23 protein-coding genes are annotated in these 26,894 nt (G+C 72.3%); 11 read left to right on the top strand and 12 right to left on the bottom strand.

Features of this window, described 5'->3' with window-relative positions:
* Positions 1-53 precede the first annotated feature (53 nt).
* From DVK44_RS28175 to DVK44_RS28145, 7 genes are all read right to left on the bottom strand, one after another.
* Complete coding sequence (locus DVK44_RS28175) at positions 54-2,624, bottom strand: polynucleotide kinase-phosphatase (RefSeq protein ID WP_114663129.1); 2,571 nt, start codon at positions 2,622-2,624, stop codon at positions 54-56.
* Complete coding sequence (locus DVK44_RS28170) at positions 2,621-4,258, bottom strand: 3' terminal RNA ribose 2'-O-methyltransferase Hen1 (protein ID WP_114663127.1); 1,638 nt, start codon at positions 4,256-4,258, stop codon at positions 2,621-2,623. Before DVK44_RS28170 ends, DVK44_RS28175 begins: the two co-directional genes overlap by 4 nt.
* A gap of 194 nt (positions 4,259-4,452) precedes the next feature.
* The gene (locus DVK44_RS28165; protein WP_114663125.1) at positions 4,453-5,376 is read right to left on the bottom strand and encodes an LLM class F420-dependent oxidoreductase; all 924 of its coding nucleotides are present in this window, start codon (positions 5,374-5,376) and stop codon (positions 4,453-4,455) included.
* A 98-nt stretch (positions 5,377-5,474) separates the two neighbouring features.
* A complete protein-coding gene (locus tag DVK44_RS28160) occupies positions 5,475-5,990 on the bottom strand; it encodes a DUF6099 family protein (RefSeq protein WP_114663123.1) in 516 nt (171 codons plus the stop codon).
* Positions 5,991-6,117: 127 nt separating this feature from the next.
* Complete coding sequence (locus DVK44_RS28155) at positions 6,118-6,501, bottom strand: nucleotide pyrophosphohydrolase (protein ID WP_114663121.1); 384 nt, start codon at positions 6,499-6,501, stop codon at positions 6,118-6,120.
* Between the two features lie 72 nt (positions 6,502-6,573).
* Positions 6,574-6,969 carry a cell division protein SepF gene (locus DVK44_RS28150; protein WP_114663119.1) on the bottom strand — a complete coding sequence of 132 codons (396 nt, stop codon included), beginning with the start codon at positions 6,967-6,969 and terminating at the stop codon, positions 6,574-6,576.
* 120 nt (positions 6,970-7,089) lie between these two features.
* Positions 7,090-9,216 carry an amylo-alpha-1,6-glucosidase gene (locus DVK44_RS28145; RefSeq protein ID WP_114663117.1) on the bottom strand — a complete coding sequence of 709 codons (2,127 nt, stop codon included), beginning with the start codon at positions 9,214-9,216 and terminating at the stop codon, positions 7,090-7,092.
* A 212-nt stretch (positions 9,217-9,428) separates the two neighbouring features.
* Here DVK44_RS28145 and DVK44_RS28140 point away from each other — a divergent pair, with 212 nt between their 5' ends.
* The 5 genes from DVK44_RS28140 (at position 9,429) to DVK44_RS28120 (ending at position 14,957) form a co-directional block, all read left to right on the top strand.
* Positions 9,429-10,481 carry a LacI family DNA-binding transcriptional regulator gene (locus DVK44_RS28140; RefSeq protein WP_114663115.1) on the top strand — a complete coding sequence of 351 codons (1,053 nt, stop codon included), beginning with the start codon at positions 9,429-9,431 and terminating at the stop codon, positions 10,479-10,481.
* Positions 10,482-10,623: 142 nt separating this feature from the next.
* Complete coding sequence (locus DVK44_RS28135; RefSeq protein WP_114665497.1) at positions 10,624-11,868, top strand: sugar ABC transporter substrate-binding protein; 1,245 nt, start codon at positions 10,624-10,626, stop codon at positions 11,866-11,868.
* 5 nt (positions 11,869-11,873) lie between these two features.
* Positions 11,874-13,025, top strand: coding sequence for a carbohydrate ABC transporter permease (locus DVK44_RS28130; RefSeq protein ID WP_114663113.1), 1,152 nt, complete (start codon positions 11,874-11,876; stop codon positions 13,023-13,025).
* On the top strand, positions 13,022-14,002 hold the full coding sequence (locus DVK44_RS28125) for a carbohydrate ABC transporter permease (RefSeq protein WP_114663111.1): 981 nt from the start codon (positions 13,022-13,024) through the stop codon (positions 14,000-14,002). Before DVK44_RS28130 ends, DVK44_RS28125 begins: the two co-directional genes overlap by 4 nt.
* Positions 14,003-14,093: 91 nt before the next feature.
* Positions 14,094-14,957 carry an endo alpha-1,4 polygalactosaminidase gene (locus tag DVK44_RS28120; RefSeq protein ID WP_228447409.1) on the top strand — a complete coding sequence of 288 codons (864 nt, stop codon included), beginning with the start codon at positions 14,094-14,096 and terminating at the stop codon, positions 14,955-14,957.
* Positions 14,958-14,976: 19 nt separating this feature from the next.
* Here DVK44_RS28120 and DVK44_RS28115 read toward each other — a convergent pair whose 3' ends face one another.
* From DVK44_RS28115 to DVK44_RS28100, 4 genes are all read right to left on the bottom strand, one after another.
* Positions 14,977-16,155 carry a DUF5954 family protein gene (locus DVK44_RS28115; protein WP_114663109.1) on the bottom strand — a complete coding sequence of 393 codons (1,179 nt, stop codon included), beginning with the start codon at positions 16,153-16,155 and terminating at the stop codon, positions 14,977-14,979.
* A 114-nt stretch (positions 16,156-16,269) separates the two neighbouring features.
* The gene (locus DVK44_RS28110; RefSeq protein WP_114663108.1) at positions 16,270-16,698 is read right to left on the bottom strand and encodes a hypothetical protein; all 429 of its coding nucleotides are present in this window, start codon (positions 16,696-16,698) and stop codon (positions 16,270-16,272) included.
* A gap of 40 nt (positions 16,699-16,738) precedes the next feature.
* Positions 16,739-17,464, bottom strand: a complete 726-nt coding sequence (locus DVK44_RS28105; protein WP_114663106.1) for an HAD family hydrolase — start codon at positions 17,462-17,464, stop codon at positions 16,739-16,741.
* 183 nt (positions 17,465-17,647) lie between these two features.
* On the bottom strand, positions 17,648-18,661 hold the full coding sequence (locus DVK44_RS28100; protein WP_114663104.1) for a ScbA/BarX family gamma-butyrolactone biosynthesis protein: 1,014 nt from the start codon (positions 18,659-18,661) through the stop codon (positions 17,648-17,650).
* 104 nt (positions 18,662-18,765) lie between these two features.
* Here DVK44_RS28100 and DVK44_RS28095 point away from each other — a divergent pair, with 104 nt between their 5' ends.
* On the top strand, positions 18,766-19,455 hold the full coding sequence (locus tag DVK44_RS28095) for a ScbR family autoregulator-binding transcription factor (protein ID WP_228447408.1): 690 nt from the start codon (positions 18,766-18,768) through the stop codon (positions 19,453-19,455).
* Here DVK44_RS28095 and DVK44_RS28090 read toward each other — a convergent pair.
* Positions 19,452-20,441 carry a LacI family DNA-binding transcriptional regulator gene (locus DVK44_RS28090; protein ID WP_114665494.1) on the bottom strand — a complete coding sequence of 330 codons (990 nt, stop codon included), beginning with the start codon at positions 20,439-20,441 and terminating at the stop codon, positions 19,452-19,454. The two genes, DVK44_RS28095 and DVK44_RS28090, sit on opposite strands and share 4 nt — an antisense overlap.
* 189 nt (positions 20,442-20,630) lie before the next feature.
* On the opposite strand from DVK44_RS28090, the gene iolC reads away from it, so the two are divergent.
* The 5 genes from iolC to DVK44_RS28065 all read left to right on the top strand — a co-directional run bounded on the left by iolC (position 20,631) and on the right by DVK44_RS28065 (position 26,869).
* The gene (iolC, locus tag DVK44_RS28085; protein ID WP_114663102.1) at positions 20,631-21,599 is read left to right on the top strand and encodes a 5-dehydro-2-deoxygluconokinase; all 969 of its coding nucleotides are present in this window, start codon (positions 20,631-20,633) and stop codon (positions 21,597-21,599) included.
* Positions 21,592-22,461: a Cgl0159 family (beta/alpha)8-fold protein gene (locus tag DVK44_RS28080; protein WP_114663100.1), complete on the top strand. Its 870-nt coding sequence runs from the start codon at positions 21,592-21,594 to the stop codon at positions 22,459-22,461. The genes iolC and DVK44_RS28080 overlap by 8 nt, the downstream gene beginning before the upstream one ends.
* Before the next feature lie 14 nt (positions 22,462-22,475).
* Positions 22,476-23,426, top strand: coding sequence for a 5-deoxy-glucuronate isomerase (gene iolB / locus DVK44_RS28075; RefSeq protein ID WP_408055366.1), 951 nt, complete (start codon positions 22,476-22,478; stop codon positions 23,424-23,426).
* Positions 23,426-25,303, top strand: a complete 1,878-nt coding sequence (gene iolD / locus DVK44_RS28070) for a 3D-(3,5/4)-trihydroxycyclohexane-1,2-dione acylhydrolase (decyclizing) (RefSeq protein ID WP_114663096.1) — start codon at positions 23,426-23,428, stop codon at positions 25,301-25,303. The genes iolB and iolD overlap by 1 nt, the downstream gene beginning before the upstream one ends.
* Positions 25,304-25,372: 69 nt before the next feature.
* Entirely contained in the window at positions 25,373-26,869 is a 1,497-nt protein-coding gene (locus DVK44_RS28065; protein ID WP_114663094.1) for a CoA-acylating methylmalonate-semialdehyde dehydrogenase, read from the top strand.
* Positions 26,870-26,894 lie beyond the last annotated feature (25 nt).

Here is a 26,894-nt window from a genome sequence, read left to right as displayed (position 1 = left end):
CGCACCACCGTCCCCCGGGGCGGTGCGCCACCGCCCCGGGGGACACGCGCGTCTCAGAGCCGGGGGTCGACCGGCTCCGACTCCAGGGCCAGTACGGCGAAGACCGCCTCGTGCACCCGCCACAGCGGCTCGCCGTCCGCGAGCCGGTCGAGGGCCTCCAGACCGAGGGCGTACTCCCGCAGCGCCAGCGACCGCTTGTGGCCGAGGAACCGGCCGCGCAGCCGCTGGAGGTTCTCCGGGCGGGTGTAGTCGGGTCCGTAGACGATCCGCAGATACTCCCGGCCGCGGACCTTGATACCGGGCTGGACGAGCCGGCCCTTGCCGTCCTTCGCCAGCGGCTGGAGCGGCTTGACGACCATGCCCTCGCCGCCGCGCTCCGTCATCTCCCGCCACCAGTCGGTGCCGGCGCGTACGGAGTCCTCGTCGCCGGTGTCGACGACCAGCCGCCGGGTGACCTGGAGAAGTCCGGTCGGGTCGTGCTCCACCAGCCGGTCCAGCCAGGCCAGTTGTTCGTCGTGCGGTACGCCGGCGAGGCTGCGCCCCTGGACGGCGAGGAGCTGGAACGGGGCGAGCCGCACCCCGGCCAGCCCGTCCGTGGGCCAGCAGTAGCGCCGGTACGCCTCGGTGAACGCCGCCGCGTCGGCGGCCCGTTCGCGCTGCGCGGCCAGCAGCCCGGCGGTGTCGACGCCCCGGGCCACGGCCGCTTCGAGAGCGCGGGTCACGGCGGGGAAGGCGGCCGAGGCGGCGGCGCCCACCGCCGCGTACTGGGTGCGCAGCAGGCCGGTGGCCTTCAGCGACCAGGGCATCAGCTCGGCGTCCAGGAGCAGCCAGTCCGTGCCGAGTTCGGCCCAGAGTCCGGCGGCGGTGACGGCGGTGCGCAGCCGGCCGAGGATCTCCTCGGTGACGGCGGTGTCGTCGAAGAAGGGCCTGCCGGTACGGGTGTGCAGCGCGCCGGTCGGTCCCCGTACGCCGAAGCGGGCCTCGGCCGCCGCCGCGTCGCGGCAGACCAGGGCGATGGCGCGGGAGCCCATGTGCTTCTCCTCGCACACGACCCGGCCGATCCCGTCGGCCCGGTACTGCGCGAACGCCTCGGCCGGGTGCTCCAGAAAGCCGTCCTCGGCGGAGACGGCGGTCGGCGCCATAGTGGGCGGCAGATGGGCGAGCAGGCGCGGGTCGATCGCGAAGCGGCTCATGACCTCCAGGGCCGCCGCCGCGTTCTCCTCGCGCACGGCGAGCCGGCCCAGGTGGCGGGTCTCCACCACGCGCTTGCCCTGGACGTCGGCGAGGTCGAGCGGGCGGCCCTCCCGGCCCCCGGGCGCCTCGGTGGCCAGCGGCTTGACCGGCTCGTACCAGACCCGCTCGGCCGGTACGTCGACCAGCTCGCGCTCGGGCCAGCGCAGCGCGGTCAGCTTGCCGCCGAAGACGACGCCGGTGTCGAGGCAGATGGTGTTGTTGATCCAGGAGGTCTCGGGGACGGGCGTGTGGCCGTAGACGACCACGGCGCGGCCCCGGTAGTCCTCGGCCCACGGGTAGCGCACGGGCAGGCCGAACTCGTCGGTCTCCCCGGTGGTGTCGCCGTACAGCGCGTGCGAGCGGACCCGGCCCGAGGTGCGGCCGTGGTACTTCTCGGGCAGCCCGGCGTGGCAGACGACGAGCCGGCCGTCGTCCAGGACGTAGTGGCTGACCAGGCCGCGGATGAACTCCTGTACCCGGGCCCGGAACGCGTCGTCCTCCTTCCCGAGCTGCTCGACGGTCTCGGCGAGTCCGTGGGTGAGCTGGACCTTGCCGCCCTTGAGCCAGCGTCCGAGCTTGTTCTCGTGGTTGCCGGGGACGCACAGGGCGTCGCCCGAGGCGACCATGTCCATGACCCGGCGCAGCACTCCGGGGCTGTCGGGGCCGCGGTCGACCAGGTCGCCGACGAAGACGGCCGTACGGCCCTCGGGGTGGCGGCCGTCGCGGTAGCCGAGTGTGCTGAGCAGGGTGTCCAGTTCGGAACGGCAGCCGTGGATGTCGCCGATGATGTCGAAGGGGCCGGTGAGGTGTCTGAGGTCGTTGAAGCGGCGTTCGCGTACGATTTCGGCGCGCTCGACCTCGGCCTCGCCGCGCAGGATGTGCACCTTGCGGAAGCCCTCGCGCTCCAGTCCGCGCAGGGAGCGGCGCAGTTCGGCCCGGTGCCGCTTGATCACATGGCGGGGCATACCGGCCCGCTCGGGGCGGGCGGCGTTCCGGGCGGCGCAGACCTCCTCGGGGAGGTCGAGCACGACGGCGATGGGCAGGACGTCGTGCTCCCTGGCCAGCTGGACGAGCTGGCGGCGGCTCTCCTGCTGCACGCTGGTGGCGTCGACGACCGTGATCCGGCCGGCCGCGAGCCGCTTGCCGGCGATGTGGTGAAGCACGTCGAACGCGTCGCGGCTGGCGCTCTGGTCGTTCTCGTCGTCGGCGACCAGACCCCGGCAGAAGTCCGAGGAGATGACCTCGGTGGGCGCGAAGTGGCGTCGGGCGAAGGTGGACTTGCCGGAGCCGGTGGCACCGATCAGCACGACGAGGCAGAGGTCGGGGACGGCGAGGGTGCGCCGGGCGACCGCCGCGTCGGTGGTACCGGCGGTGTGCTGGGAGTCGGTCATGCGGTCCTCTCCTCCTTCGGAGCCGGCACGGACACGGGCGCGGATACGGACTCAGGTACGGGTACGGACACGGGTACGGGTACGGACTCGGGTACGGGTACGGGTACGGACTCGGCCCCGGACGGGCGGAGCCGGAAGACGGCCAGCTGGGTGGGCGGGCCCACCTCGGGGTCGTCGGGGCCGACGGGACGGTACGCCACGTCGTAGCCGTGCCGCGCGCCCACCGCGTCGGCCCAGGCGCGGAACTCGGCGCGGGTCCACTCGAAGCGGTGGTCGCTGTGGCGCACATGCCCGGCGGGCAGTGTCGCCCAGCGCACGTTGTACTCGACGTTGGGTGTCGTCACGACAACGGTCCCGGGCCGCGCCGAGCCGAACACCGCGTGCTCCAGGGCGGGCAGCCTCGGCAGGTCGAGGTGTTCGACGACCTCGCTCAGCACGGCGGCGTCATATCCCTTGAGCCGCTTGTCGGTGTAGGTCAGGGAGCCCTGGGTGAGGGTGACCCGCCCGGCCTGGCGCTCCCCCATGCGGTCGAGCTTGAGCCGGCGGGCGGCGACGGTCAGGGCGCGGGTGGACACGTCCAGCCCCAGGACATGGGTGATGCGCGGCTCCTTGAGGAGCGCCTGTACCAACTGGCCCTGTCCGCAGCCGAGGTCGAGCACCGTGCTCGCGCCGGAGTCGCGCAGGGCCGTGAGAACGGCCGCGCGCCGCTGGTCGGCGAGCGACGGCTCCTTCGGCTCCGGTACGGCCCGCTCCACCGCGGCCTCCCCGCCGCTGGTGTCCTCGGCCGCGCTGTCCTGGCCCGCGCTGTCCTCGGCCGGCGGGTCCTCGACGGCGTTGTCGAGCGCCTCGACCTCGATGTCGTCGGCCTCGGCGAGCCGGATCAGCGCCAGCCGCTCCGCGGCCTCCCTGGTCAGGCTCCGGCGGCGGGCCAGATAGCGGCCGGCGATCAGCTGCCGCTCGGGGTGCTCGGCCAGCCAGCCCTCGCCCGCCCGGAGCAGCTTGTCCACCTCGTCGGGCGCCACCCAGTAGTGCTTGGCGTCGTCGAGCACCGGAAGCAGGACATAGAGCTGACGCAGCGCGTCGGCCAGCTTCAGCTCGCCCTCCAGGACGAGCTGTACATAGCGGGAGTCGCCCCACTGCGGGAACCGCTCGTCCAGCGCCACCGGAGCCGCGTCCACGGTCGCCCAGCCGAGCGGCCCGAAGAGCGCCCGCACCAGGTCGGGACCGCCGCGCGCGGGCACGGCGGGCACCTCGATCCGCAGCGGCAGCGGGCTCTCGGCACGCTCGGGCAGCGCCCGGCAGTCCCCGCGCAGCGCGCTCCGGAAGACCGTGCTCAGCGCGACGGCCAGCAGCGAGGAGGCCGCGTAGGGGCGGTCGTTGACATACTGCGCGAGCGCCGCGTCGGGCGAACCGCCCCGGCCCTTCCCCTTGCTCCGCCGTACCAGCGCCACCGGATCGATCTCCAGCAGCAGCGCGGCCGTGCAGCGCTCGGTGGTCGCCTCGGGGTACAGCACATGGGCGGTGCCGTACGAGGTGGAGAACGTCTGCGCGCGATCGGGATGCTTGTGCAGCAGGAATCCGAGGTCGGTCGCGGGACGTTCCGGGGTGCCGGTGGTCGTGATGGTGAGGAACACCCGACCGAGTATGTCCGCCCGAACCCGCCACGACGAAGGGTTTTACCGACGTTGATCCGGTCCGCCGCACGCCCGTCACGCCGGTCCCCCCGCCACCCGTCACCCGAGGTCCGCGAGCCCCCGGCGCCCGCGAGCCCCCTCGGCCCCGGCCCCCGAGGTCCGCGGCCCGCCGGACCTCGGGAGAGCGTCCCGGGTCAGCCCAGCTGGGACTGGACCTGCGCGGAGATCAGCTCCAGGTGGTCGAGATCGTCCAGATCCATCACCTGGAGGTAGATCCGCGACGCGCCGACCGCGGCATAGCGGCCGATCTTGTCGACTACCTCGGCGGGCGAGCCCGCGAGTCCGTTCTCCTTCAGCTCCGCCACCTCCCGCCCGATCGAGGCCGCCCGGCGGGCCACCTCGGCGTCGTCCTTGCCCACGCACACGATCAGCGCGTTCGAGTACACGAGGTCGTCCGCCGCGCGCCCGGCCGCCTCGGCGGCGGCCCGGACCCGGCCGAACTGCCGCTCGGTGTCCTCGACCGAGGCAAATGGCATATTGAACTCGTCCGCGTACTGGGCGGTGAGCCGCGGGGTGCGCGTCGCCCCGTGGCCGCCGATCAGCACCGGCACCTTGGCCTGCGCCGGCTTGGGCAGCGCCGGTGAGTCGGTCAGCTGGTAGTACGTGCCGTCATGGCTGAAGGTCTTGCCCACCTCCGTCGCCCACAGCCCGGTCACGATGGCCAGCTGCTCCTCCAGCCGGGCGAACTTCTCCTTCGGGAACGGGATCCCGTACGCCTTGTGCTCCTCCTCGAACCAGCCCGCGCCCAGGCCCAGCTCGATCCGGCCGCCGGACATCTGGTCCACCTGCGCGACCTGGATGGCGAGCACCCCCGGCAGCCGGAAGGTGCCGGCGGTCATCAGGGTGCCGAGGCGGATGCGCTTGGTCTCGCGGGCGAGACCGGCCAGGGTGATCCAGGCGTCCGTCGGCCCGGGGAGTCCGTCGACGTCCCCCATCTTCACGTAGTGGTCGGAGCGGAAGAAGGCGTCGAAGCCGAGATCCTCGGTGGCCTTGGCCACGGTCAGCAGGGTGTCGTAGCTCGCCCCTTGCTGGGGCTCGGTGAAGATTCGCAGATCCATGCCTCCATCCTGCACCTTCGCCCGGCGCCGTCCCGGTCGCCCCCCGGCGGCGATTCGGCCCTGCCGGTCTCAGGGCGGCGGGTATCGGGGCGGCGGTCTCAGGGCGGGCGTACCGGTGAGTCGACGGCTTCGCCCCACTCCCCCGCCCGCAGCCGCTCCCGCGCCCGGTCGCGGTCCGGTGCCAGCAGCCGGTGCAGCAGTCCGGCCACCCGGTCACCGGTCTCGTCCGCCGCGTCGATCGCCTCGATGCACTGCCAGTACAGCGATTCCTCCTCCGTGTCGGACGCCACCGCGACCAGCGCGATCCCCACCTCGCCCAGCAGCGCGGCGAGTCCGGCCAGCGCCGCCCGCGCGTCCGGCACGCCCGAGAGCCGGCGCGCCCGTATCCCCCCTTCGGCCAGTCCCGGCTGGTCCGGCAGCCCGCAGCCGCGCCCGCCCGCCTCGGACAGCTCGCGGGCCCCGCTTCTCAGCTCCTGTGGCCCGCTCAGCGCGAGGTGATGCCCGATCACCTGGGCGAGCGCCTGCGCCTGCGCCGCCTCCACGAGGACCTCCAGCGCCTGCGCGCTCCCCGCCAGAGCATGGCGGCTCACCCCGATGAGCCGTTCCGCATTCATCGACCGCCCCCGTTCCGTACAGACATCCCGCACCCCTCACTCCACTACCCAGAGTGAGGGGTCGACGACGGAAAGGCCAGAGCATTGCGGAAATCTGTGGACAGCAGGCTCGTTGTGCATAACTCACTCACTCCGCAGAGTGACGATCACCGCCGTCTCCATCCCCGTCCCGCGGCTCCCGCCGTCCCTTCGGCGGAAAGCGCACCTCATTCCGCTCCAGCTTCGCGGCGAGCGCCGCGAGCGGATCGATGTCCAGCACCGCGCAGAACTGGAGCAGATACGCCAGGACGTCCGCGACCTCGTCGGCCACCCGGTGCGCCGACTCCGGGTCGGCCATCACCCGCGCCGACTGCTCCGGGGTCAGCCACTGGAAGATCTCCAGCAGTTCGGACGCCTCGACGCTCAGCGCCGCCGCCAGATTCTTGGGGGTGTGGAACTGCTCCCAGTCCCGCGCCGCCGCGAACTCGGTGAGCCGGCGCCGCAGTTCCGCCACATCGTTGTTGTCTGTCACGGAGCCAGGTCTACCACCGCCGCGCCGGCGGCCCCCGCGCGCACAAGACAAAACACGGGAGCCGCGCCCGGCTCAGGGCAGTGTGTCCGCCGGGACGCCCTCCACCTCGGTGCCGACCGGGGCCAGCAGGAAGACGTTCTTGTCGACCCGGTGCATCGCGCTGCCGAGCCCGAAGACGACCCCGCTGCTGAAGTCGAGGATCCGCTTCGCGACATCCGGCTCGGCGCTCGTCAGATCCAGCAGCACCGGGACCCTGGCCAGCAGATGGTCGGCGACCTCGCGCGCGTCCCCGAACACCTGTACCCGCAGCACGATGAACCGGCGGTGCTCCGCCTCCGCCTCGTACTCGCGCGGGACGGTCCGGTGGTCGACCCGCGAGGGCCACTCGTCACGGCCCCGCAGCGGGACGACCTGGGCCAGCCCCTCCCACTGCTCGTCGGTGGCGTCGTACCTGTCGTACCTGCTCACCGGACCACCCCGCCCGCACACTGTGTCTGCATCCGACCATCTTCCCGTTACTCACCCGTTCGGCCCATCAGCGACACGGCCCGGTCGTGGCACGGCTCCGGCGGAGCGGTCCGCCGCGCGTCAGCGGGCGGCAGGGTGCTCCCGCCGCACCTCCAGCCCCGCCGGCGCGTCGATACGCGCCGTGCCGTCGGCGTCCACGGAGATGTCCAGACGGCCGCCCGCGACATCGAGCCCGGTCACCTTCAGCGGCCGGTACGCCTCCGCGAACGCGGGGGCGACCGTCAGCGTACCGCCGGGCACATCGGCGGAGAGCCCCAGCACCGACTGGAGCACCACGACGGACGAGGCCGCCGCCCACGCCTGCGGCCGGCAGGACGCCGGATACGGCGAGGGCACCGCGTCGGTCGCCGCGCCGTGCCCCGCGAACAGCTCGGGCAGCCGCGCGTCGAAGCCCGCCGAGGCGGTCAGCAGACCTCCCGCGAGACCGGCGGCGGCCTCCGCGAAGCCCGCCCGGGCCAGCCCGTGGACCGCGATCGCGGTGTCGTGCGGCCAGATCGAACCGATGTGATAGCCGTACGGGTTGAAGCCGGCGGAGTCGGTGCTCAGGGTGCGCAGGCCATGGCCCGAGTCGAGGTCGGGCGCGCTGAGCCGGGCGGCCAGCAGGGCGCTCTCCTCGTGGTTCAGCAGCCCCGTGCCGAGCAGATGGCCGAAGCCCGAGGTGACCGAGTCGACCGGCCGCCCCTCCCGGTCGAGGGCGACGGCCGGATACGCGCCGCGCTCGTCCGCCACCCAGAACCGGTCGCGGAACCGGTCGCCGAGCCGCTCGGCCCACTCCTCCCAGCGGTCCGCGCCGGGCCGCCCGAAGGCCCGGAGCAGGGCGGCGCCGCCGCGGGCCGCCTCGTACGCGTACGCCTGGACCTCGCAGAGCGCGATCGGGGCGGCGGCGAGCCGTCCGTCGCGGTGCCGGATGGAGTCGCCGGAGTCCTTCCAGCCCTGGTTGGCGAGGCCGCGCCCGGTGTGGTCGACGTACTTGAGGAAGCCGTCGGGGTCGGACTCGGTCTGGACGCGCATCCACTCCAGCGCCGATTCGGCGTGCGGCAGGAGCTGTTCGACCTGCTCGGGGGCGAGGCCCCAGCGCCAGGAGTCGTGCAGCAGGGTGATCCAGAGCGGGGTGGCGTCGACCGTGCCGTAGTAGCAGGGCGGCAGGGAGAAGTTCTCGTCGAAGTCCTGGGCGGCCCGGCGCACTTCGTGCAGGATCTTGCCGGGCTGCTCCTCGGTGGCCGGGTCCGTCCCGGTGCCCTGGCGGCGGGCGAGCGTACGCAGCGTCCCGGCGGCCAGCTCCGTGCCGAGGGGCAGCAGCATCCTGGCCGCCCAGAGCGAGTCGCGGCCGAAGAGGGTGAGGAACCAGGGCGCGCCGGCGGCCAGGAACTGGTCGGCCGGGCCCGACTGCGCCGGTGTGGCCGGGTCGGTCAGCCGCAGCCGGTCCAGGTCGGCGGCCGACTGGGCCAGCCACTGGTCGAAGCGCCGGTCGGCGCTGCGCAGCACCGGGGTGCGCCACGGCACGCTGTCCGCCGGGGGCGCCGGGAACTGGTCGCCGTCCGCGTGGGCGGCGGTGACGCGCAGGACGGCGGTCCACTCCGCGCCGGGCGCCAGCTCGATGTCGTACGCGAGACGCCCGGACTCCGGGTCGAGGGCGGCCGGGGCCGGCGCGGCGGCCAGCCCGACGGAGAAGGCGTCGCCGGTCCAGGCGAAGCCGTCGCCCGCGCCGTTGGCGGTCGCCGGGAGGGTGCCCGGTGTGTCGCCCTGCTTGACGCGCTCCATCGGGGCGAGGTCGGTGGCGGCGGTGACGATCAGCCGGAACGCCACGTGCCGGCTGCCCGCGTTGGTGATGTCGAGGGTCTCCTCCAGCTGCCCGGAGGTGATCAGGCGCCGCCGGCGCAGGGTGACCGCCGGGTCGGCCGTCACCTCGCCGAGGCCCCGCAGGACGGCGCGGAAGGCGGCCCGGTCGGCGCCGACCGTACCGCCGCGGGCGGGCGCGACCGCGATGCCGTCGACGGCGACGGTCAGCCGGTTCAGCGCTCTGGTGTCCCCGTGGAAGAAGCCGTCGGCGCCGCCGTCGAGCGCGCCGATCTGCCCGTCCGGCCGCGATATCGCGAAGCTCGGCGCGTGCAGGGTGACGCACGCGTCGTGCAGGAACGGCTGGAGACCCTCGGCCGAGGGGGCCGCGGCCGCCGCGACGGAGTTCATCACGTCTTGGGTCTTGACAGTAGTGGACAACAGAGCAGAACCTCTCAGTCATTGGAGCGTTCCAAGAACCCTAACGACGACTTCAGCCCGTTGACAATGGCATTGGAACGCTCCAATAAACTCATCGCCTGAACACGTCACCTGAACCGGTCGCGTGCTCGGCGCCTGCCTGTCGCCTGCTCGTCGTCTCACCCAAACGTCCGGAGAGAGTCATGTCCCGCCCCGCCCACACCCCCGCGGCAAAGGCCGGTCCCGTGACCCTGGCCATGGTGGCGCGCCGGGCCGGGGTCTCCCCGCAGACCGTCTCCAACGCGCTGAACTCGCCGGGGCTGCTGCGCCCCGAGACGCTGGAGCGCGTCAGCCGGGCCGTCGAGGAGATGGGCTACCGGCCGCACCGCGCGGCCCAGACGCTGCGCACCCGCTCCAGCAAACTCATCGGGTACGGGATACGCCCCACCGCGCCGGGCCTCTCCGCGCCGGTCATGGACCGCTTCCTGCACGCGCTGTCCGAGGCGGCCGACGAGGCCGGTTACCGGATCCTGCTGTTCGCCTCGCCGCCGGGCCGCGCCAGTCTCGACGGCCACGAGGAACTGCTTGATCTGCACAGCGTCGACGGTTTCGTGCTGAGCGGTACGGACCGGGGCGACCCGCGCCAGGCGTGGCTGGCCAAGCGCGGTGTGCCGTTCGTGGGCTTCGGCCGGATGTGGTCGGGCCGGCAGATCGGCGACTGGGCCGATGTGGACGGCGCCTCGGGCACGGACGCGGCGGTGGAGCATCTGGTGGGTCTCGGCCACCGCCGGATCGCCTTCCTCGGCTGGCCGCGCGGCTCCGGCGTCGGCGACGACCGCGCGGCGGGCTGGCAGCGCGCGATGCGCCGGCACACCCTGCCGGTACGCGGCCGGCGCGCCGAGAGCGTCGACGACATCGCCGCGGCGCGCGAGGCCGCCGGTCCGCTTCTCGACGCGGGCGCGACGGCGGTGGTCGCCGCCAGCGACGCGCTCGCGATGGGCTGTTACCAGGCGCTGCGCGACCGCGGCGCCCGGCCCGGCGCGGATGTCGCCGTCATCGGCTTCGACGACTCGCCCACCGCCGCGCTGCTCTCCCCCGGTCTGTCCACCGTGGCCCAGCCGCTGGAGGCGGTGGGCCGCGAGTGCGTACGGCTGCTGCTGGCCCGGATGGCCCGGCCGGACGCCGAGCCCGGGCGCGTCCTGCTCGCGCCGTCGCTCGTCGTACGCGACAGCGCGCCGCCCCCGCCGGGCGGCTGACCCGGCGCCGGACCACACCACACACCACACCACACCACACCGCTTCACACCACCGGATCACACCGCCGGAACACCACACCGCTTCACAGCGCCCCTTCTCCGGGCGACTGAGCCGCACGTCTTATCTTTCATGGAGGAACTCATGGTCACCCGCACGGCCGTCGCCGCCCTCGCCACCTGCGCGGCGCTGCTGACCGCCACCGGCTGCTCGTCCAACTTCGACAGCGGCGACGGCGCGGTCCAGGACAAGGCCGCCCAACAGAAGCTGACGGTCCTGATCGCCACCTCGGGGGACGCCGAGACCCAGGCGGTCAAGGCGGCGGCCGCCGCGTACGCCGAGAAGTCCGGCAACTCGGTGACCGTCGAGGTCGCCAAGGACATGAACCAGCAGCTCGCGCAGTCCTTCGCGGGCCACAAGCCGCCGGATGTCTTCTACGTCAACTCCGACCAGTTCGCGAACTACGCCAAGGGCGGCTCGCTGTACCCGTACGGCGACGAGATAGCCGACAAGGACGTCTTCTCCGAGCAGCTGCGCGCCTCGTTCTCGTACGACGGCAAGCTGGTGTGTCTGCCCAAGGACACCTCCACCCTCGGTCTCGCCATCAACACCGGCCTGTGGAAGAAGGCCGGGCTGACGGAGAAGGACTACCCGAAGACCTGGGCCGAGCTGAAGTCGGTCGCCACGAAGCTCACCGGCGGCGGGGTCACCGGTCTGGTCACCAGCGACGAGTACCAGCGGCTCGGGGTCTTCATGAAGGAGGCGGGCGGCTGGATCACGGACACGGACCAGCGGAAGATGACCGCCGACAGCGCGGCCAACGTCGAAGGGCTCACCTTCGTCCAGTCGCTGCTGAAGTCCGGCTCGATGAAGTTCGCCAAGCAGGTCGACACCAGCTGGGGCGGCGAGGCGCTCGGCAAGGGCAAGGCCGCGATGACCATCGAGGGCAACTGGCTCGACGGCGGCATGAAGCTCGACTACCCGGACGTCAAGTACGCCATCGCGCCGCTGCCCGCGGGCCCGGCAGGCCAGGGCACGCTCGCGTACAGCAACTGCTGGGGCGTCGCCAAGGACAGCAAGCACCGCGCGGCCGGGGTCGACCTGGTGAAGTACCTCACCTCCGCGAAGCAGCAGAACGCCTTCGCCGACGCGTTCGGTGTCATGCCGTCGCGCGCCGACGCGCTGAAGACGTACGCGGAGAAGCACCCGGCCGCCAAGGCCTGGGTCGACGGCAGCGCCTACGCGCAGGGCCCGGTGACGATCGCCGGCTTCGACAAGGTGCTCAGCCAGTTCAACACCGACCTCCAGTCGCTGCGCACCGCCGACCCGAAGAAGATCCTCGGCGACCTCCAGCGCAACGGTGAACAGGCGATCGCGAAGGGCAACTGAGCCCGATGGCGCTCTCCACCACGCGCGCTCGCAGCGCGCCCCGCACGACCGGCGCACCGGGCGAACCTGACTCGCCCGGCGCGGCCGGTACGCCCCCGACGGCCCGTGACCGTGCCCCGCGCACGGGCCGTCGTGGGGAAGGCTTCTGGGGCTGGCTCTTCGTCAGCCCCATGGTGATCGTCCTCGGTCTGTTCCTGGTGCTGCCCATCCTGATGGCGCTCTGGGTCAGCCTGCTGCACTGGGACGGGCAGTCCAATCCGTTCAGCGGCCAGGCCGACTTCGTGGGTCTGGACAACTACCGGGCGCTGCTCACCGAGGACGGGCTCGACCGCACACTCTTCGCGACATCGCTGCGGAACAACGCGTACTACGTGCTGCTCACCGTGCCGCTCCAGACGATCGTGGCGCTGAGTCTGGCGCTGATCGTCAACCAGAAGATCCTGCGCGCCCGGGGAGCCCTCCGGACGACGTTCTTCTTCCCGTCGGTCACCAGCTCCATCGCCGTCTCGACGGTGTTCCTCTTCCTCTTCCAGGGCAGCGGGGCGGTCAACTCCCTGTTGTCCTGGATCGGGATCAAGGGGCCGAACTGGTTCGCCGACCCGCGCGGTGTGCTCTCGATGGTCCTGGGCGATCTCGGTGTCGTCGACCCCGAGAAACCGACGGGCGTCCTGGCGGACCACTCGTTCATGGGACTGTCGTGGTTCGAGTGGCTGTCGGGCCCCTCGGTCGCGATGTGCACGATCATCCTGCTGGCGGTCTGGACCACGTCCGGCACCTTCATGCTGATCTTCCTCGCGGCGCTCCAGGACATCCCGCGCGAGCTGGAGGAGGCGGCGGCCCTGGAGGGCGTCAACCGCCGCCAGCTGCTGCGGTACGTGACACTGCCCGCGCTGCGTCCCGTGCTGTTCCTCGTGCTCACCCTGGGGCTGATCTCCACCTGGCAGGTCTTCGACCAGGTGTACGTGATGGGCCAGGGCGCCCCGGGCAACACCACGCTGACGCCCGCGTTCCTGTCGTACTCCTCGGGCTTCGACAACGCGGACTTCGGCCAGGGCGCGGCGATCGCGTTCATCCTGCTCGCCCTGATCCTCTGTCTGACCGTGTTCCAGCGCTGGGCGCTGCGGGAACGCGGCGAGCGCTCCGGGAGGAAGCGATGACCGCCACCGGTACGGATACGGACCGGAGCACGGACCGGAGCACGGGCAGGGTTACGGACACGGACCGGCGGGCCGAGCGGGCCCGCCGGCGCGCCGCGGCGCGCGCCGGGTCCCGGCCCGTCCTGACCCGCTTCCCGGTCCCGGCGCGGGTGCTGGGCTACGGCCTGGTGGTGGGGGTCGGGCTGCTCTATCTGCTGCCCTTCGCGCTCCAGTTGGTGACGGGGTTCAAGACGGACCCGGACGCGGCGGCGCATCCGCTGGCGCTGCTGCCCACGACCCCGACGACGGCCGCCTACCAGCGGCTGTTCGGGCTGAGCGAGTCGGCGCAGGGGGTGCCGTTCCTGCGCTGGCTCTCCAACTCGGCGCTGGTGGCGGTGCTGGTGACGGCCGGGCGGGTGCTGTTCGACTCGATGGCGGGGTACGCGCTGGCGCGGCTGCGCTTCCGGGGCCGTTCGCTGCTGTTCGGCTTCGTGCTCGCGGTGATGGCGGTGCCGGGGGTGGCGCTGCTGATCCCGAAGTTCCTGGTGCTGAACACCTTCGGCATCTTCGACACGTACACCGCGATGATCGTGCCGCTGCTGGTGGACGCGGCGGGCATCTTCATCATGAAGCAGTTCTTCGAGTCGGTGCCGCGCGAGGTGGAGGAGGCGGCGCGGGTCGACGGGGCGGGGGTGTTCCGGGTGTTCTGGTCGGTGGTGCTGCCGATGGCGCGGCCCGCGCTGATCACCCTGACGATCCTGTCGTTCCAGGGCTCGTGGAACGAGTTCACGCACTTCCTGGTGGCCACCCAGTCCGGCCAGTACGAGACGCTGACCACGGGCCTGGCCCGGTTCGTCTCGGGCGGTCTGGGCGGCGGGACGCAGTATCCGCTGAAGCTGGCCGCGGCGCTGCTGTCGACACTGCCGGTCGCGGCGCTGTTCTTCTGCTTCCAGCGCTACTTCGTGAACGGCGCCAACTCGGGGGCCGTCAAGGAGTGACCGGGGCGCGGGAGTGACCGCGCGTGTGGGGGCGGTGGACACGATGGGAAACTTGACGTGTCCGCCGCCCCTCCGACGTCAAGGCGCCCCTGTGCCGTTCCTCCCCGCCACCCGCACCGCGGTGGCACCCCTGCTGCTCACCCTCGCGCTCGCGCTGTCCGGCTGTACCTCCGCGGACACCGCGGACGAGCCCGCCGCCTCGAAGCCCACACCCGGGAAGAGCACGGCCGGCCCCGTGCGGCAGCTGCCTGAGCAGCCGTTCGACTATCAGCTGGGCGGCCCGTACGACCCGCCCGAGGGGGTGCGCACCGTGGTCCGGGACCGTACGGCGGACCCCGACCCGGCGTCCGGCGCGTACAACATCTGTTACGTCAACGCCTATCAGGCGCAGCCCGACGCCATCGACTGGTGGGAGAAGAAGCACCCGGATCTGCTGCTCCGCAGCGCGGACGGTGATCTCGTCATCGACGAGGACTGGCAGGAACCGCTGCTGGACATCTCCACCGCCGACCGGCGCGAACGGCTGGCAGGGATCGTCGGCGGCTGGTTCGACGGCTGCGCGAAGGACGGGTTCGCGGGGATCGACGCCGACAATCTGGACTCGTATCTGCGCTCGGACGGGCTGCTGGACCGCGCGCAGGCCGCCGCCTTCGCCAAGCTGCTGTCGGCGCGCGCGCACCGGGCGGGACTGGCCATCGGCCAGAAGAACGCCGCGGAGATGGCGAAGCTGCGGACGGAGCTGGGGTTCGACTTCGCCATCGCCGAGGAGTGTGCCCGCTACCAGGAGTGCGGGGCCTACGCGGACGCGTACGACGACAAGGTGCTGGTGATCGAGTACCGCCGGAAGGATCTCACCGTGGCGTGCCGGGACTGGGGCAAGCGGCTGATGGTCGTCCTGCGCGACCGTGACCTCGTACCGGCGGGCGAGCCGGGCCATGTCAACGAGCGCTGCTGACAGCGGATCTGACGCCCCATCAGGAACCGTCAGCGCCGGACTCGCCGGACTCGGGCGACCGGCCCGCCGGTGGCCCCTCCGTCCGCAGCCGCTTGCGGCGGGCCTCCTCCTCGCCGACGAGCGCGGCCAGCCGCTGGGTGCTGGGGTCGAGTTCGACGGGGCCGGCGTCCTCGCCGTCCGGTGTGCCGTCCGCCGGGATCAGGCCGCTCGCGACGTCCTGTTGGTGCTGGACCATCACCGGCGGCTGCGGGTCGAGGTCGGCGGGCCGGGGTCCCTCCGGGCCCTCGGGGCCGATACGGACCAGGCGTTCGACCCGTACGACCCTGAAGTGACTTCCCTCGACGGTCAGTTCGTCGCAGCGCTCGGCGTCGAGCCGGTCCGCGGTGGCGGAGTACGGGGCGCGCTCGCGCGGCCCGAGCCCGCGCTTCCAGGGGATCTTCACACGCAGCGCCATGGCGAGGGTGTCGCGCGCGCTCTGCGGTGTGGTGTGGTGGGGGACGGAGCTGGGCCGCCAGTGGCCGTGGATCTTCTCCGCGGTCATGAAGGCGGCGGGCAGCAGTACTCCGCCGGGGTGGGTCAGCGCGGCGGTCAGCGCGTCCTCGCGCATGGCGCCGGGCACGGTGCCCGGCTTCGGTACGAGCGAGAGGAGTTCGGCCTTGAGGATGCCCGCGGACATACCGGTGGCGATGACCGGATCGAAGACGAAGCCGGTCGAGGGGTCCGGGGCCCGGTGCGACTCGCCCGGTTCCATCGGGTCGGGGTCGGTGGGGCGCGGCGGCTCCGGTCCGTCCGGGCCCGAGCGCAGAAAACACTCCGCGCGGGCGACCCGGTAGCGCGTGCCGAGCAGGGTCACCTCGTCGTCGGTCTCCCACTCCGTGCGCTCGGCCGCGCGCAGACACTCCTGGAGCGCGTCGGTGTCACCGTCCTCCTCGCACCGCTTCGCCAGCATCCGGAACTGGGAGCCCATGCTGTCCCGGGCGTCCTGCGGAGCCGTGCCGGAGAACGGTGTGATCAGCTCCCAGCCGCCCTCCTCGCGCTCGCGCACCACGCCGAAGAGCGGGCCGCCGGCCGAGAGGATGTCCGGATACGCCATACGTGCCTGCCACGCCGCCGCGTCCGCCACCGCCTCGACCGGTCCTTCCGGGCCCGCCACCCGGATCGTGCGGTACGCGGGCACGTTCTCACCATGCTCAGCCATGTCCCTCAGCATGCCCACTCGGACCGGGCGCCCGGGGCGAATCGGCGGAAACAGCAGCCGACCGCGTGACGGAGGACCGTACCCGTACCTATGTACGGAGCCGATGCGGCCGGGTCACCACGGCCGGCGGGGCCACCTCGGCAGCCGGAGCCGGCGGCGGCGCGCCCGGGAGAGGAAGGCGGGGCCGGTGTCCCGGTACGGCAGGCCCGTACCGTCGCCGCCCGTGCCGTCCGGTTCGGTGCCGCTGTCCACCGGGGTGCTCAGCGCCTCGCGGTCGTAACGGGTGGCGGCGATGACGGCGACGAGCCGCTCCTCGGTGAAGTCCGCCGAGCCGCTCACCTGCGGGACGAATCCGACCAGGACGCCGTCCTCCACCACCTCGGCGCGCAGCCCCATCCCGGGGTCGTAGTCCCAGACGGCCTCACCGCCGCCGGGGAGCACGATCTGCACCCCGCACCGGTAGACACCGAGGTGGGCCAAGTGGGCCGGCACACCCCGGGCGCGCAGTGCGGCGACAAGACGGCCGGCGCGGTCCTCGTCCATCCGTGGCCATCTCCCTGCGCGGTGGATATGTCCTCGTCGTTCATGGTAGGCCGATTTCCCGCGAGGGCGCGTGGGCGGGAGAGAACTGGGTCGGTACGTGACCGCCGGCCCAGCCGCGCACCTCGGGCTCGTCCAGCGAGCGGACCCAGAGATCGACCAGCTCGACCGTACGGTCACCGGGCCAGGGGCCGACGCCCAGGATGCGCATCCCGGCCCGTTCGGCGGCCTGGATCCCGACATGGGAGTCCTCGACCGCGAGGGTGTCGGCGGGGGCCGCGCCGCAGAGCCGGGCGGCGGCGAGATAGACGTCGGGGTAGGGCTTGGGTCTGGTCTCGTGGTCCGGCACCACGATATGGGCGAAGTACTGGAGCAGCCCGGCGGTGCCGAGGCAGGATTCGACGACCTCGCGCGGGCAGTTGCTGGCGACCGCGAGCGGCGCGAACGTGGCCGCGTCCGCGACGAGTTCGGGGGCGCCGGGCATGGTCAGGGGGTTGTCGTCGACGAGTGCGCGGAAGTGCGCGAGAAGCCGGCCGGTCAGCTCGTCGCCGAGTTCGGGCCGGCCGGCCTCCTCGGCCATGAGGAGGCCGCATTCCGTGTAGTGCAGCCCCTTGGCCCGTTCGGCGAAGCCGGGCATGGGGGTGAATCCGTACTCCCGCAGCGCGTGAATGCGGGCGTCCTGCCAGTGGCATTCGGTGTCCATGAGAGTGCCGTCGCAGTCGAAGACGATGGCGGCGGGGGTCCAGGAAAGGATGCGTTGAGCTGTCATCCGATTTTTTTCCGTTCGGGAAATGCCCTGTTCGCGGCAGCGCTGGTTCCGGGCGGTCACATGCCTTCACAACATGCCTTCACGGAATGCCGTTTCGGGCCGCCGCCGCAGAACATAACGATCGCTACGCTAGGGAGCGTCACTCGGAGCAGTCAAGCGACCGCAATTAGTGTCCCTATGTGTTTATTGGTAGCGCAGGACACCGAATGCCTTCTGTTCACCGCCCTGGAGAAAGCGGAAGACGCAGGTCGCGTGGTGCGGCACGCACAGAACGCGCGCGGGGGGCGCGTATTCGATGAAACGCGCGGTCTTCAGCCGACCGGCGGTAGGCCGCAGCAGCCGTCCACCGCTCTCCACGGCCGCCGCCTGCCGGGCCGCCTCCAGAACGATCATGCCGGGGAGGTGATCGGTGGGGTGGTCGAAGAAGTAGGGGTGGCTCAGGTCGGCGGGTTCCACCAGGAGGGTGGTGCCGACGGCCGCGATCATGGTGTCGTGCGGGCCGGCCACCCCGATCAGCCGCGCGTCGGGGCGTACCGCCGCGTCGGGAGGTACGGCCGCGGGGGCCCGGAGCATGTCGGCCCGTAGGACGGTGTCGGTCCGGGCCGCCGACGGTGCCCGTACCGCGTCGGCCCGTACCGCGTCGTACTGCTCGGGGGTCAGAAAGCGGGCGCCGCCGCCGGAGCGCGCGAAGAGCAGCCCGTCGGCACGGTAGGACACATCGAGCCGCAGGCCGGTGACCTCGCCGTCCGGCCCGTGCCGCAGCCCGCCGACCCGCACCCGGCAGCTGACCCGGCTGGCCCCGGAGCGCGCCCGCGGCTCGGCGGCCGGGTCGGTCTCGAAGTGGAGATCGGTGATGATCAGCCGGGCCGACGGCGCGACGCCGAAGTACCGCAGGGGCACGTAGATACCGAGCTGGCGCAGTGTCTCGACGATCATCAGCGGGCTGTGCAGACCGGTGCCGCCGCGCGGGAAGGTCGGATGGGACCGGGGCCAGCTCGCCGCGGCCTCGAACCCGCCGCCGGCGGCCCGGCGCACCTCGGTGAGAAGCACCTCCGCCACCGAGTCCCGGTGGACCATCTCGCGGGCGACGGTGCGCGACCAGGACAGCGGGCGGGCCGCCGGGCGGACGGCCGGGGCCGGGGCGCCCGCGACGGGGGCGCCTTCCACGAGCGGTGCGCCCTCCACTGATGCATTCATGCGACAAGAACACCGTAATTCCGCGGACCCCGCACCCCAGCCCGTTCCGCCAAAGGCGCTACATTGCGTGCTGTCATTTAACGGAACGGCAATCCGGGGTACACGTGCAGGTTCGGGCGGCGCAAGCGCGGGCGAAAACAACACGGAGGTTTCTCCTGGAGTCGGCAGCACGCCTGTTCGACGAACGAGGCTATGCCGGCACCAGCATCAGCGATATCAGCACGCGTTCGGGACGCACCAGCGGTGCCATCTACTTCCACTTCGCCAGCAAGGAGAATCTCGCGCTGGCCATTGTCCAGGAGCATTTCGCGACCTGGCCGGCGCTGATCGGCCGGTACGGATCGGCCGACCTTCCGGCGCTGGAGAAAACGGTCGCACTGAGTTTCGATGTCGCCCGGGCTTTCCGCGACGATGTCGTCATCCGCGCCGGGGCCCGGCTCTGGGCGGAGCGCGCGGCCATCGACGTCAGCCTGCCGCGCCCCTTCGTGGGCTGGCTGGAAACCGTCACCGAACTGCTCCGGGAGGCCCGCCGCGAGGGCCGGCTCGCCGCGGCCGTACCCCCGGAGGTGGCGGCGTACGGACTGGTGTGCGCGTTCTTCGGTCTGCACACCGTCTCCGACGCGCTGGAGGGCCGCAGCCATATCGAGGAGGGGCTCCACGACCTGTGGCTGCTCCATCTCAGCGCGCTCCAGCCGGATCCCGAGCCCGAGGCCCTGCTCGCCCGCGTCCACACCTATCTCGCGGACCAGGACCAGCGCCGGGGGGACCGCGCACGGCCGGCCGTCAGCGTCTAAATCCTGTTCAGTGCGGGGGGCGAACTCGTCCCCCGCACCACGAGCCGGGGGTCGAGGACCGCCTCGCGGGGGGCCAGCGCGGCATCGTCCAGGCGCTCGACCACGAACCGCACCGCGTGCTCCGCCAGGCGTACGGCGTCCTGGCGGACCGTGGAGAGGTCGATGTGGGAGAGGTGGGAGAGATGGTTGTCGTCGTACCCCACCACCGACACATCGCCGGGCACCTCCACACCGGCGCGGGCCAGTGTGTGCATCAGACCCATCGCGGAGCGGTCGTTGCCCGCGAACACCGCCGTGGGCAGCCGCTCCCCGGCCAGCAGCAGCCGGCCGGCCGCACTGCCCGACGCCTCGTCGTACGCGCCCGGCAGCACCCGTATCCACTCGGCCAGCCGGTGCCGTCGCATGGCCGCGCGATAGGCCCGCCGGCGCTCCGCCGCGCCCGTCTCCCGGCCGCCGTCGACATGCGCGATATCGCGGTGGCCCAGCGCCACCAGATGGCTGACGACCTGGCCCACACCCTTGCTCTCGGCGGTGTGCACACTGTCCACATGGGCGCCGCGCGCGGTCCGGCCGACGACCACGACCGCGCCCCGGCGGCCCAGTTCGTCGAGGCGGCCGATGCTCGCCCGCGACCCCAGCAGGATCAGCGCCTCGCAGCGGTGGCTCAACAGCGCCTCGACGGCCTTGCGTTCGTCCCGGCCGGGTGCGCTGGCCGACAACAGCACGTCGTAGCCCAGGCGTTCGGCCTCCGGGTAGACGCCCTCCACGATATCGGCCTCGAAGGGCTGATGGAGCGTCAGCATCACACCGATGGTGCGGCTCCGGCCCCGGGCGAGCAGCCGCGCCGCGCTGTCGGGCCGGTACCCCAGCTCGTCGGCCGCGCGCAGCACCCGCAGCCGGGTCTCCTCACCGGCGCCGGGCTGGTTCCGGAACACCAGGGACACCAGTGCGCGGGACACCCCGACCCGCTGGGCGACATCCTGCATGGTGGGGCGCCGCCCGCCCGGCGTCAGCTCTCCCATCCCATCCCCCTCGCCGCTTCCGGCCCCCGAACCTAGCGGAAGACTCCCCCTCGCCAAGCATTGACAGGACATATGGACGTGGACGATCGTACTCGCAACTAGAGCGCGCTAGTAGAGCGTGTAGAGCGTGTCAGTTGTTGGAGGTCTCCACGCATGGCAGTCCTGGACGTCCTGACCATGGGACGGAGCGGCGTCGACATCTACCCGTTGCAGTCGGGTGTCGGCCTGGCCGATGTCACCACGTTCGGCAAGTATCTGGGCGGCAGCCCGACGAATGTCGCGGTCGCCGCCGCGCGGTACGGCAGAAGCGCCGCGGTGATCACGAAGACCGGCGCCGATCCCTTCGGGCAGTTCGTCCGCCAGGCCCTCACCGGCTACGGCGTCGACAACGCGCACGTCGGTACGTCGGACATCGCGCCGACCCCCGTGACGTTCTGCGAGATCTTCCCGCCGGACGACTTCCCGCTCTACTTCTACCGGCTGCCCAAGGCCCCCGACCTCGATATCCGCCCGGACGAACTGGACCTCGACGCCATCGCGTCGGCCCGGATCTTCTGGATGTCCGGTACGGGGCTGTGCGTGGAGCCCAGCCGGTCGGCGACCCTCGCGGCGCTGGCGCACCGGGCCAAGGCCGGCCTCACGGTCTTCGACCTGGACTGGCGCCCGATGTTCTGGGAGGGCGCCGAGGCGGCCGGCAATACGGAGGCGCGCGCCCTCTACCAGCAGGCCCTCGCGCACGCCACGGTCGCGGTCGGCAACCGGGAGGAGTGCGAGGTGGCGACCGGCGAGACCGAGCCGTACGCCGCCGCCCGCGCCCTGATCGGCCTCGGCGTCGAGATCGCCGTGGTCAAGCAGGGTCCGAAGGGCGTGCTCGCCATGGACCGTACGGGCAGCGCGGTCGAGGTGCCGCCGGTGCCGGTGGAGGTCGTCAACGGGCTCGGCGCCGGGGACGCCTTCGGCGGCGCCCTGTGCCACGGGCTGCTCGCCGGCTGGGACCTGGAGCGGACGATGCGCTTCGCCAACGCGGCCGGCGCCCTGGTCGCGGGCGAGCTGGCCTGCTCGGACGCCATGCCCGACGCGGCACGGGTCGAAGCGAAGATCAAGGAGTCGACGGGTGTCTGACAAGGTCCAGCGGATCGTGGAGGCCCGGGTCCACAACCCCGGCGCCATCGCGCAGGCCGCCGCCCGGCGGACCAGAGCCGCGTCACCGCTCGGCGCCCACGGCCGCGCCATGATCATCGCCGCCGACCATCCCGCCCGGGGCGCGAACGCCGTCGGCGGCGACCCCTCCGCCATGGCCGACCGCCACGCGCTCCTCGACCGGATGTGTGTCGCGCTGGAGCGCCCGGGGGTGACCGGGGTGCTCGCCACCGCCGACATCCTGGAGGATCTGCTGCTGCTCGGCGTCCTCGACGGCAAGAGCGTCTTCGGCTCGATGAACCGCGGCGGGCTCGCCGGCTCCTCCTTCGAGATCGACGACCGCTTCACCGGCTACGACGCCGAGGCGATCGCCGCCATGGGCTTCGACGGCGGCAAGACCCTCACCCGTATCTGCCTCGACGACCCGGCCACCCCCTCCGTACTGGAGCAGACCGCCCGGGCCGTGGACGAGCTGAACGACCGCGAGCTGATCGCCATGGTCGAGCCGTTCCTCTCGTACTGGGAGAACGGCCGGATCCGCAACGACCTCTCCCCCGATGCCGTCATCAAGTCGATCACCATCGCCTCGGGCCTGGGCCGGCGCAGCGCCTATACCTGGCTCAAGCTGCCCGTCGTGGACGAGATGGAGCGCGTCCTCGCCTCGTCCACCCTGCCCGCGCTGCTCCTCGGCGGCGATGTCAAGGACGCCGAGGCCGCGTTCAACGCCTGGCACAAGGCGCTCGCGCTGCCCACCGTCCAGGGCCTGATCGTCGGCCGTTCCCTTCTCTACCCCGCGGACGGCGATGTCGCCGGGGCCGTGGACCGGGCGGTGAGCCTGCTGTGACAAAGGATTCAGCTGTGACCCCTGCAACCGCTGCGACTCCTGGGACCGCTGTGACCAAGGACAACGACGGCCTGCATCTGCCGGCCGGCTCCACCACCGACGGCCCGTACACCACCGTCATCACCCCCGACTCCGCGCGCTGGGGCTTCTCCGGGCTGCGCGTCGCCGAACTGGCGCCGGGCGAGCCGCTCACCCTCACCACCGGCGACAGCGAGTATCTGGTGCTGCCGCTCAGCGGCTCCTGCACGGTCACGGTCGACGGTACGACGTTCCTGCTGGCCGGCCGGGACGGGGTCTTCGACGCGGTCACCGACTTCGCGTATGTCCCCCGGGACGCCGAGGCCGTGATCCGCAGCGAGCGCGGCGGGCGCTTCGCCCTCCCCTCGGCCCGCTGCGAGCGGCGGCTGACCGCCCGTTACGGTCCGGCCGACGGCGTCCCGGCCGAGCTGCGCGGCGCCGGGAACTGCTCCCGCCAGGTCAACAACTACTGCCTCCCGCACACCTTCGACGCCGACCAGCTGCTGGTCTGCGAGGTGCTCACCCCCGGTGGCAACTGGTCCTCGTACCCGCCCCACAAGCACGACGAGGCACGCGAGGGCGAGAGCGAGCTGGAGGAGATCTACTACTTCGAGGTGGCCGCCGGACCGGCGGGTCCCGGCTTCGGGTACCAGCGGGTGTACGGGACCGCGGACCGCCCCCTCGACGTCCTGGCCGAGGTGCGCACCGGCGACAGTGTGCTCATCCCGCACGGCTGGCACGGCCCGTCCGTCGCGGCCCCCGGCTACGACCTCTACTACCTCAATGTGATGGCCGGTCCCGGTCAGGACCGCGCCTGGCTGATCTGCGACGACCCGGCGCACGGCTGGGTCCGCGCCACCTGGGAGGACCAGGAGACGGACCCCAGGCTGCCGTTCGGCACCGGATCCGCCCCGAAGGCCCCCCGGCAGAACCCGAAGGACGTGTGATGGAGACGGTACGGCTCACCACCGCGCAGGCGCTCGTCCGGTTCCTCGCGAACCAGTACAGCGAGCGCGACGGCCAGGAGCAGCGGTTCATCCCCGGTGTCTGGGGCATCTTCGGGCACGGCAATGTGGCCGGCATCGGTCAGGCGCTGCTCCAGGCGGCCCGGACCGGCGAGGCGGATCTCCCGTACTACCTGGGCCGCAACGAGCAGGGCATGGTGCACGCGGCCGTGGCCTTCGCCAAGACCCGGGACCGGCTGGCCGCGCACGCGTGCACGGCGTCCACCGGCCCCGGCTCGACGAACATGATCACGGGCGCGGCGCTGGCGACCACCAACCGGCTGCCGGTCCTGCTGCTGCCGAGCGACATGTTCGCCACCCGCGCCGCCGACCCCGTGCTCCAGCAGCTGGAGGACACACGCGGCGGGGATGTCTCCGTCAACGACGCGTTCCGTCCGGTGTCGAAGTACTTCGACCGGATCTCCCGGCCCGAGCAGCTCATCCCGGCGGCGCTGGCCGCGCTGCGGGTGCTGACCGACCCGGTGGAGACCGGCGCGGTGACGCTCTGTCTGCCGCAGGACGTACAGGCGGAGGCGTACGACTGGCCGGTGGCGTTCTTCCGCCGCCGGGTGTGGCACATCGGCCGCCCGGTGCCGGAGCCGGCCGCGCTGGAGCGCGCCGCCGAGCTGCTGCGCACCGCGCGGAAGCCGCTGATCGTGGCGGGCGGCGGGGTGGTGTACTCGGGCGCCGAGAACCAGCTGCGGTCGTTCGCCGAGGCGACGGGCATCCCGGTCGCCGACACCCACGCGGGCAAGGGCGCGCTGCCCTGGGACCACCCGTCGGCGGTCGGCGGGGTCGGCTCGACGGGGACGACGGCGGCCAACGCGCTGGCCGCCGAGGCCGATGTGGTGATCGGGATCGGCACGCGCTACAGCGACTTCACCACCGCGAGCCACACCGTCTTCGCCAACCCGGACGTCCGCTTCGTCAATCTGAACGTGGCCCGGCTGGACGCGGTGAAGCACTCCGCCGAGCCGCTGGTCGCGGACGCCCGGCTCGGCCTCGCCGGTCTGGAGCGGGAGCTGGACGGCTGGAAGACGGACGACGCCTACCGGCAGCGGGTGCTGGAGCTGGCGGCCGAGTGGCGGCGCACCGCCGACGCGTGCTTCACCGCCGGTCACGGGCCGCTGCCCGCGCAGACCGAGATCCTCGGCGCGCTGCGGGCCGGGCTCGACGACCGCGATGTGGTCATCAACGCGGCGGGCTCGCTGCCGGGCGACCTCCAGATGCTGTGGCGCTCGCGCGATCCGAAGGCGTACCACGTGGAGTACGCGTACTCCTGCATGGGGTACGAGGTGGCCGCCGGCCTCGGGGTGAAGATGGCCGATCCGAGCCGCGAGGTCGTCGTACTGGTGGGCGACGGCTCGTATCTGATGATGTCCCAGGAGATCGTGACCATGGTCTCCGAGGGGATCAAGGTCATCATCGTCCTCGTCCAGAACCACGGCTTCGCGTCGATCGGCGCGCTGTCGGAGTCGCTCGGCTCGCAGCGGTTCGGCACCCGTTACCGCTACCGCGACCCCGCGTCGGGCCAGCTCGACGGCGAGGTCCTGCCGGTCGACCTGGCCGCCAACGCCGCCTCGCTCGGCGCGGATGTCCTGCGGGCGTCCACCGTCGAGGAGTTCGGCGACGCGCTGGCCAAGGCGCGGGCGTCCGACCGTACGACCGTCGTGCATGTCGAGACGGACCTGTACGGGCCGAACCCGCCGGGCAGCGCCTGGTGGGACGTCCCGGTCAGCGAGGTCTCGGCGCTCGACTCGACGCGCGAGGCGTACGAGACGTACCGCGCCGCCAAGCGCTCCCAGCGCCACTACCTCTGATCCCCGAGCCCCGAGCCTCCTGGCCGTTCCGGGCCCCCTGAGCACCGATCCCCCCTGAGGAATCCCGCCATGACTGTCATAGACCACTGGATCAACGGCGCGGCCACGGCCGGCGACTCGACCCGTACCGCCCCCGTCTTCGACCCGGCCACCGGGGTGTCCGGCAAGGAGGTGCGGCTGGCCGAGCCGTCCGACGTGGACGCGGCGGTCGCCGCCGCCTCGGCCGCCTTCGAGACCTGGGGCGAGACCTCGCTCGCCCAGCGGATCCGGGTGCTGTTCGCCTTCCGTGAGCTGCTGGTGCGCGACGAGGAGAAGCTCGCCCGGATCATCTCCGCCGAGCACGGCAAGACCGTCGACGACGCGCGCGGCGAGATCGCGCGCGGCCGGGAGGTCGTGGAGTACGCCTGCGGTCTGGGCGACATCCTGAAGGGGTCGTTCTCCGACCAGGTGTCCACCGATGTGGATGTGCACAACTTCCGTCAGCCGCTGGGCGTGGTCGCGGGCATCACCCCGTTCAACTTCCCCGCGATGGTGCCGCTGTGGATGCACCCCATCGCCATCGCCACCGGCAACACCTTCGTCCTCAAGCCCAGCGAGCGCGACCCGTCGGCCGCCAACTACGTCGCGGGGCTGTACGCCGAGGCCGGGCTGCCCGCCGGGGTGTTCAACGTCGTGCACGGCGACAAGGCCGCCGTCGACGCGATCCTCGACCACCCGGGCATCTCCGCCGTCTCCTTCGTCGGCTCCACGCCCATCGCCCGGTACGTGCACGAGCGCGGTACGGCGAGCGGCAAGCGCGTCCAGGCGCTCGGCGGCGCCAAGAACCACGGGGTTGTCATGCCGGACGCCGATCTCGACTTCGCGGCCAAGCACCTGATCGCCGCCGCCTACGGCTCGGCCGGTGAGCGCTGCATGGCGATCTCGGTCGCCGTCGCGGTCGGCTCGGCCGCCGATCCGCTGGTGGAGATCCTGGAGCGCAAGGCCCGCGAGATCACCGTGGGCCCGGGCTCCGACCCGGCCACCGACATGGGGCCGCTGGTCACCGCCGCCGCCCGCGACCGTGTCACCGGCGCCGTCGCCTCCGGCGCCGCGCAGGGTGCCACCGTGGTGGTGGACGGGCGCGGGCTCAAGGTCGAGGGCCACGAGAACGGCTTCTTCGTCGGCCCGTCCCTCCTCGACCGGGTCACCGCCGAGATGGACGCGTACCGCGAGGAGATCTTCGGCCCGGTGCTCGCCGTGGTGCGTGTCGACACCGTCGACGAGGCGATCGCGCTGATCAACGCCAACCCGTACGGGAACGGCACCGCCGTCTTCACCTCGGACGGGGGCACCGCGCGCCACTTCCAGCGCAAGGTGAAGGTCGGCATGATCGGCGTCAATGTGCCGGTCCCGGTCCCGATGTCGTACTACTCCTTCGGCGGCTGGAAGGACTCCCTCATCGGCGACAGCCCCATCCACGGCCCCGAGGGTGTGCGCTTCTACACCCGCGTGAAGGTGGTCACGACCCGCTGGCCGCAGCGCGCGCAGGACGCCGGGGCGGGCTTCAGCTTCCCCACCAGCAACTGACCCTGTCCCTCGTACCGTCCCCGCC

This window comes from Streptomyces paludis, assembly GCF_003344965.1.
In the GTDB taxonomy this organism is placed as follows: domain Bacteria; phylum Actinomycetota; class Actinomycetes; order Streptomycetales; family Streptomycetaceae; genus Streptomyces; species Streptomyces paludis.
The sequence above is the reverse complement of the archived record's forward strand: the minus strand, read 5'-3'. Positions and strand labels throughout refer to the sequence as shown.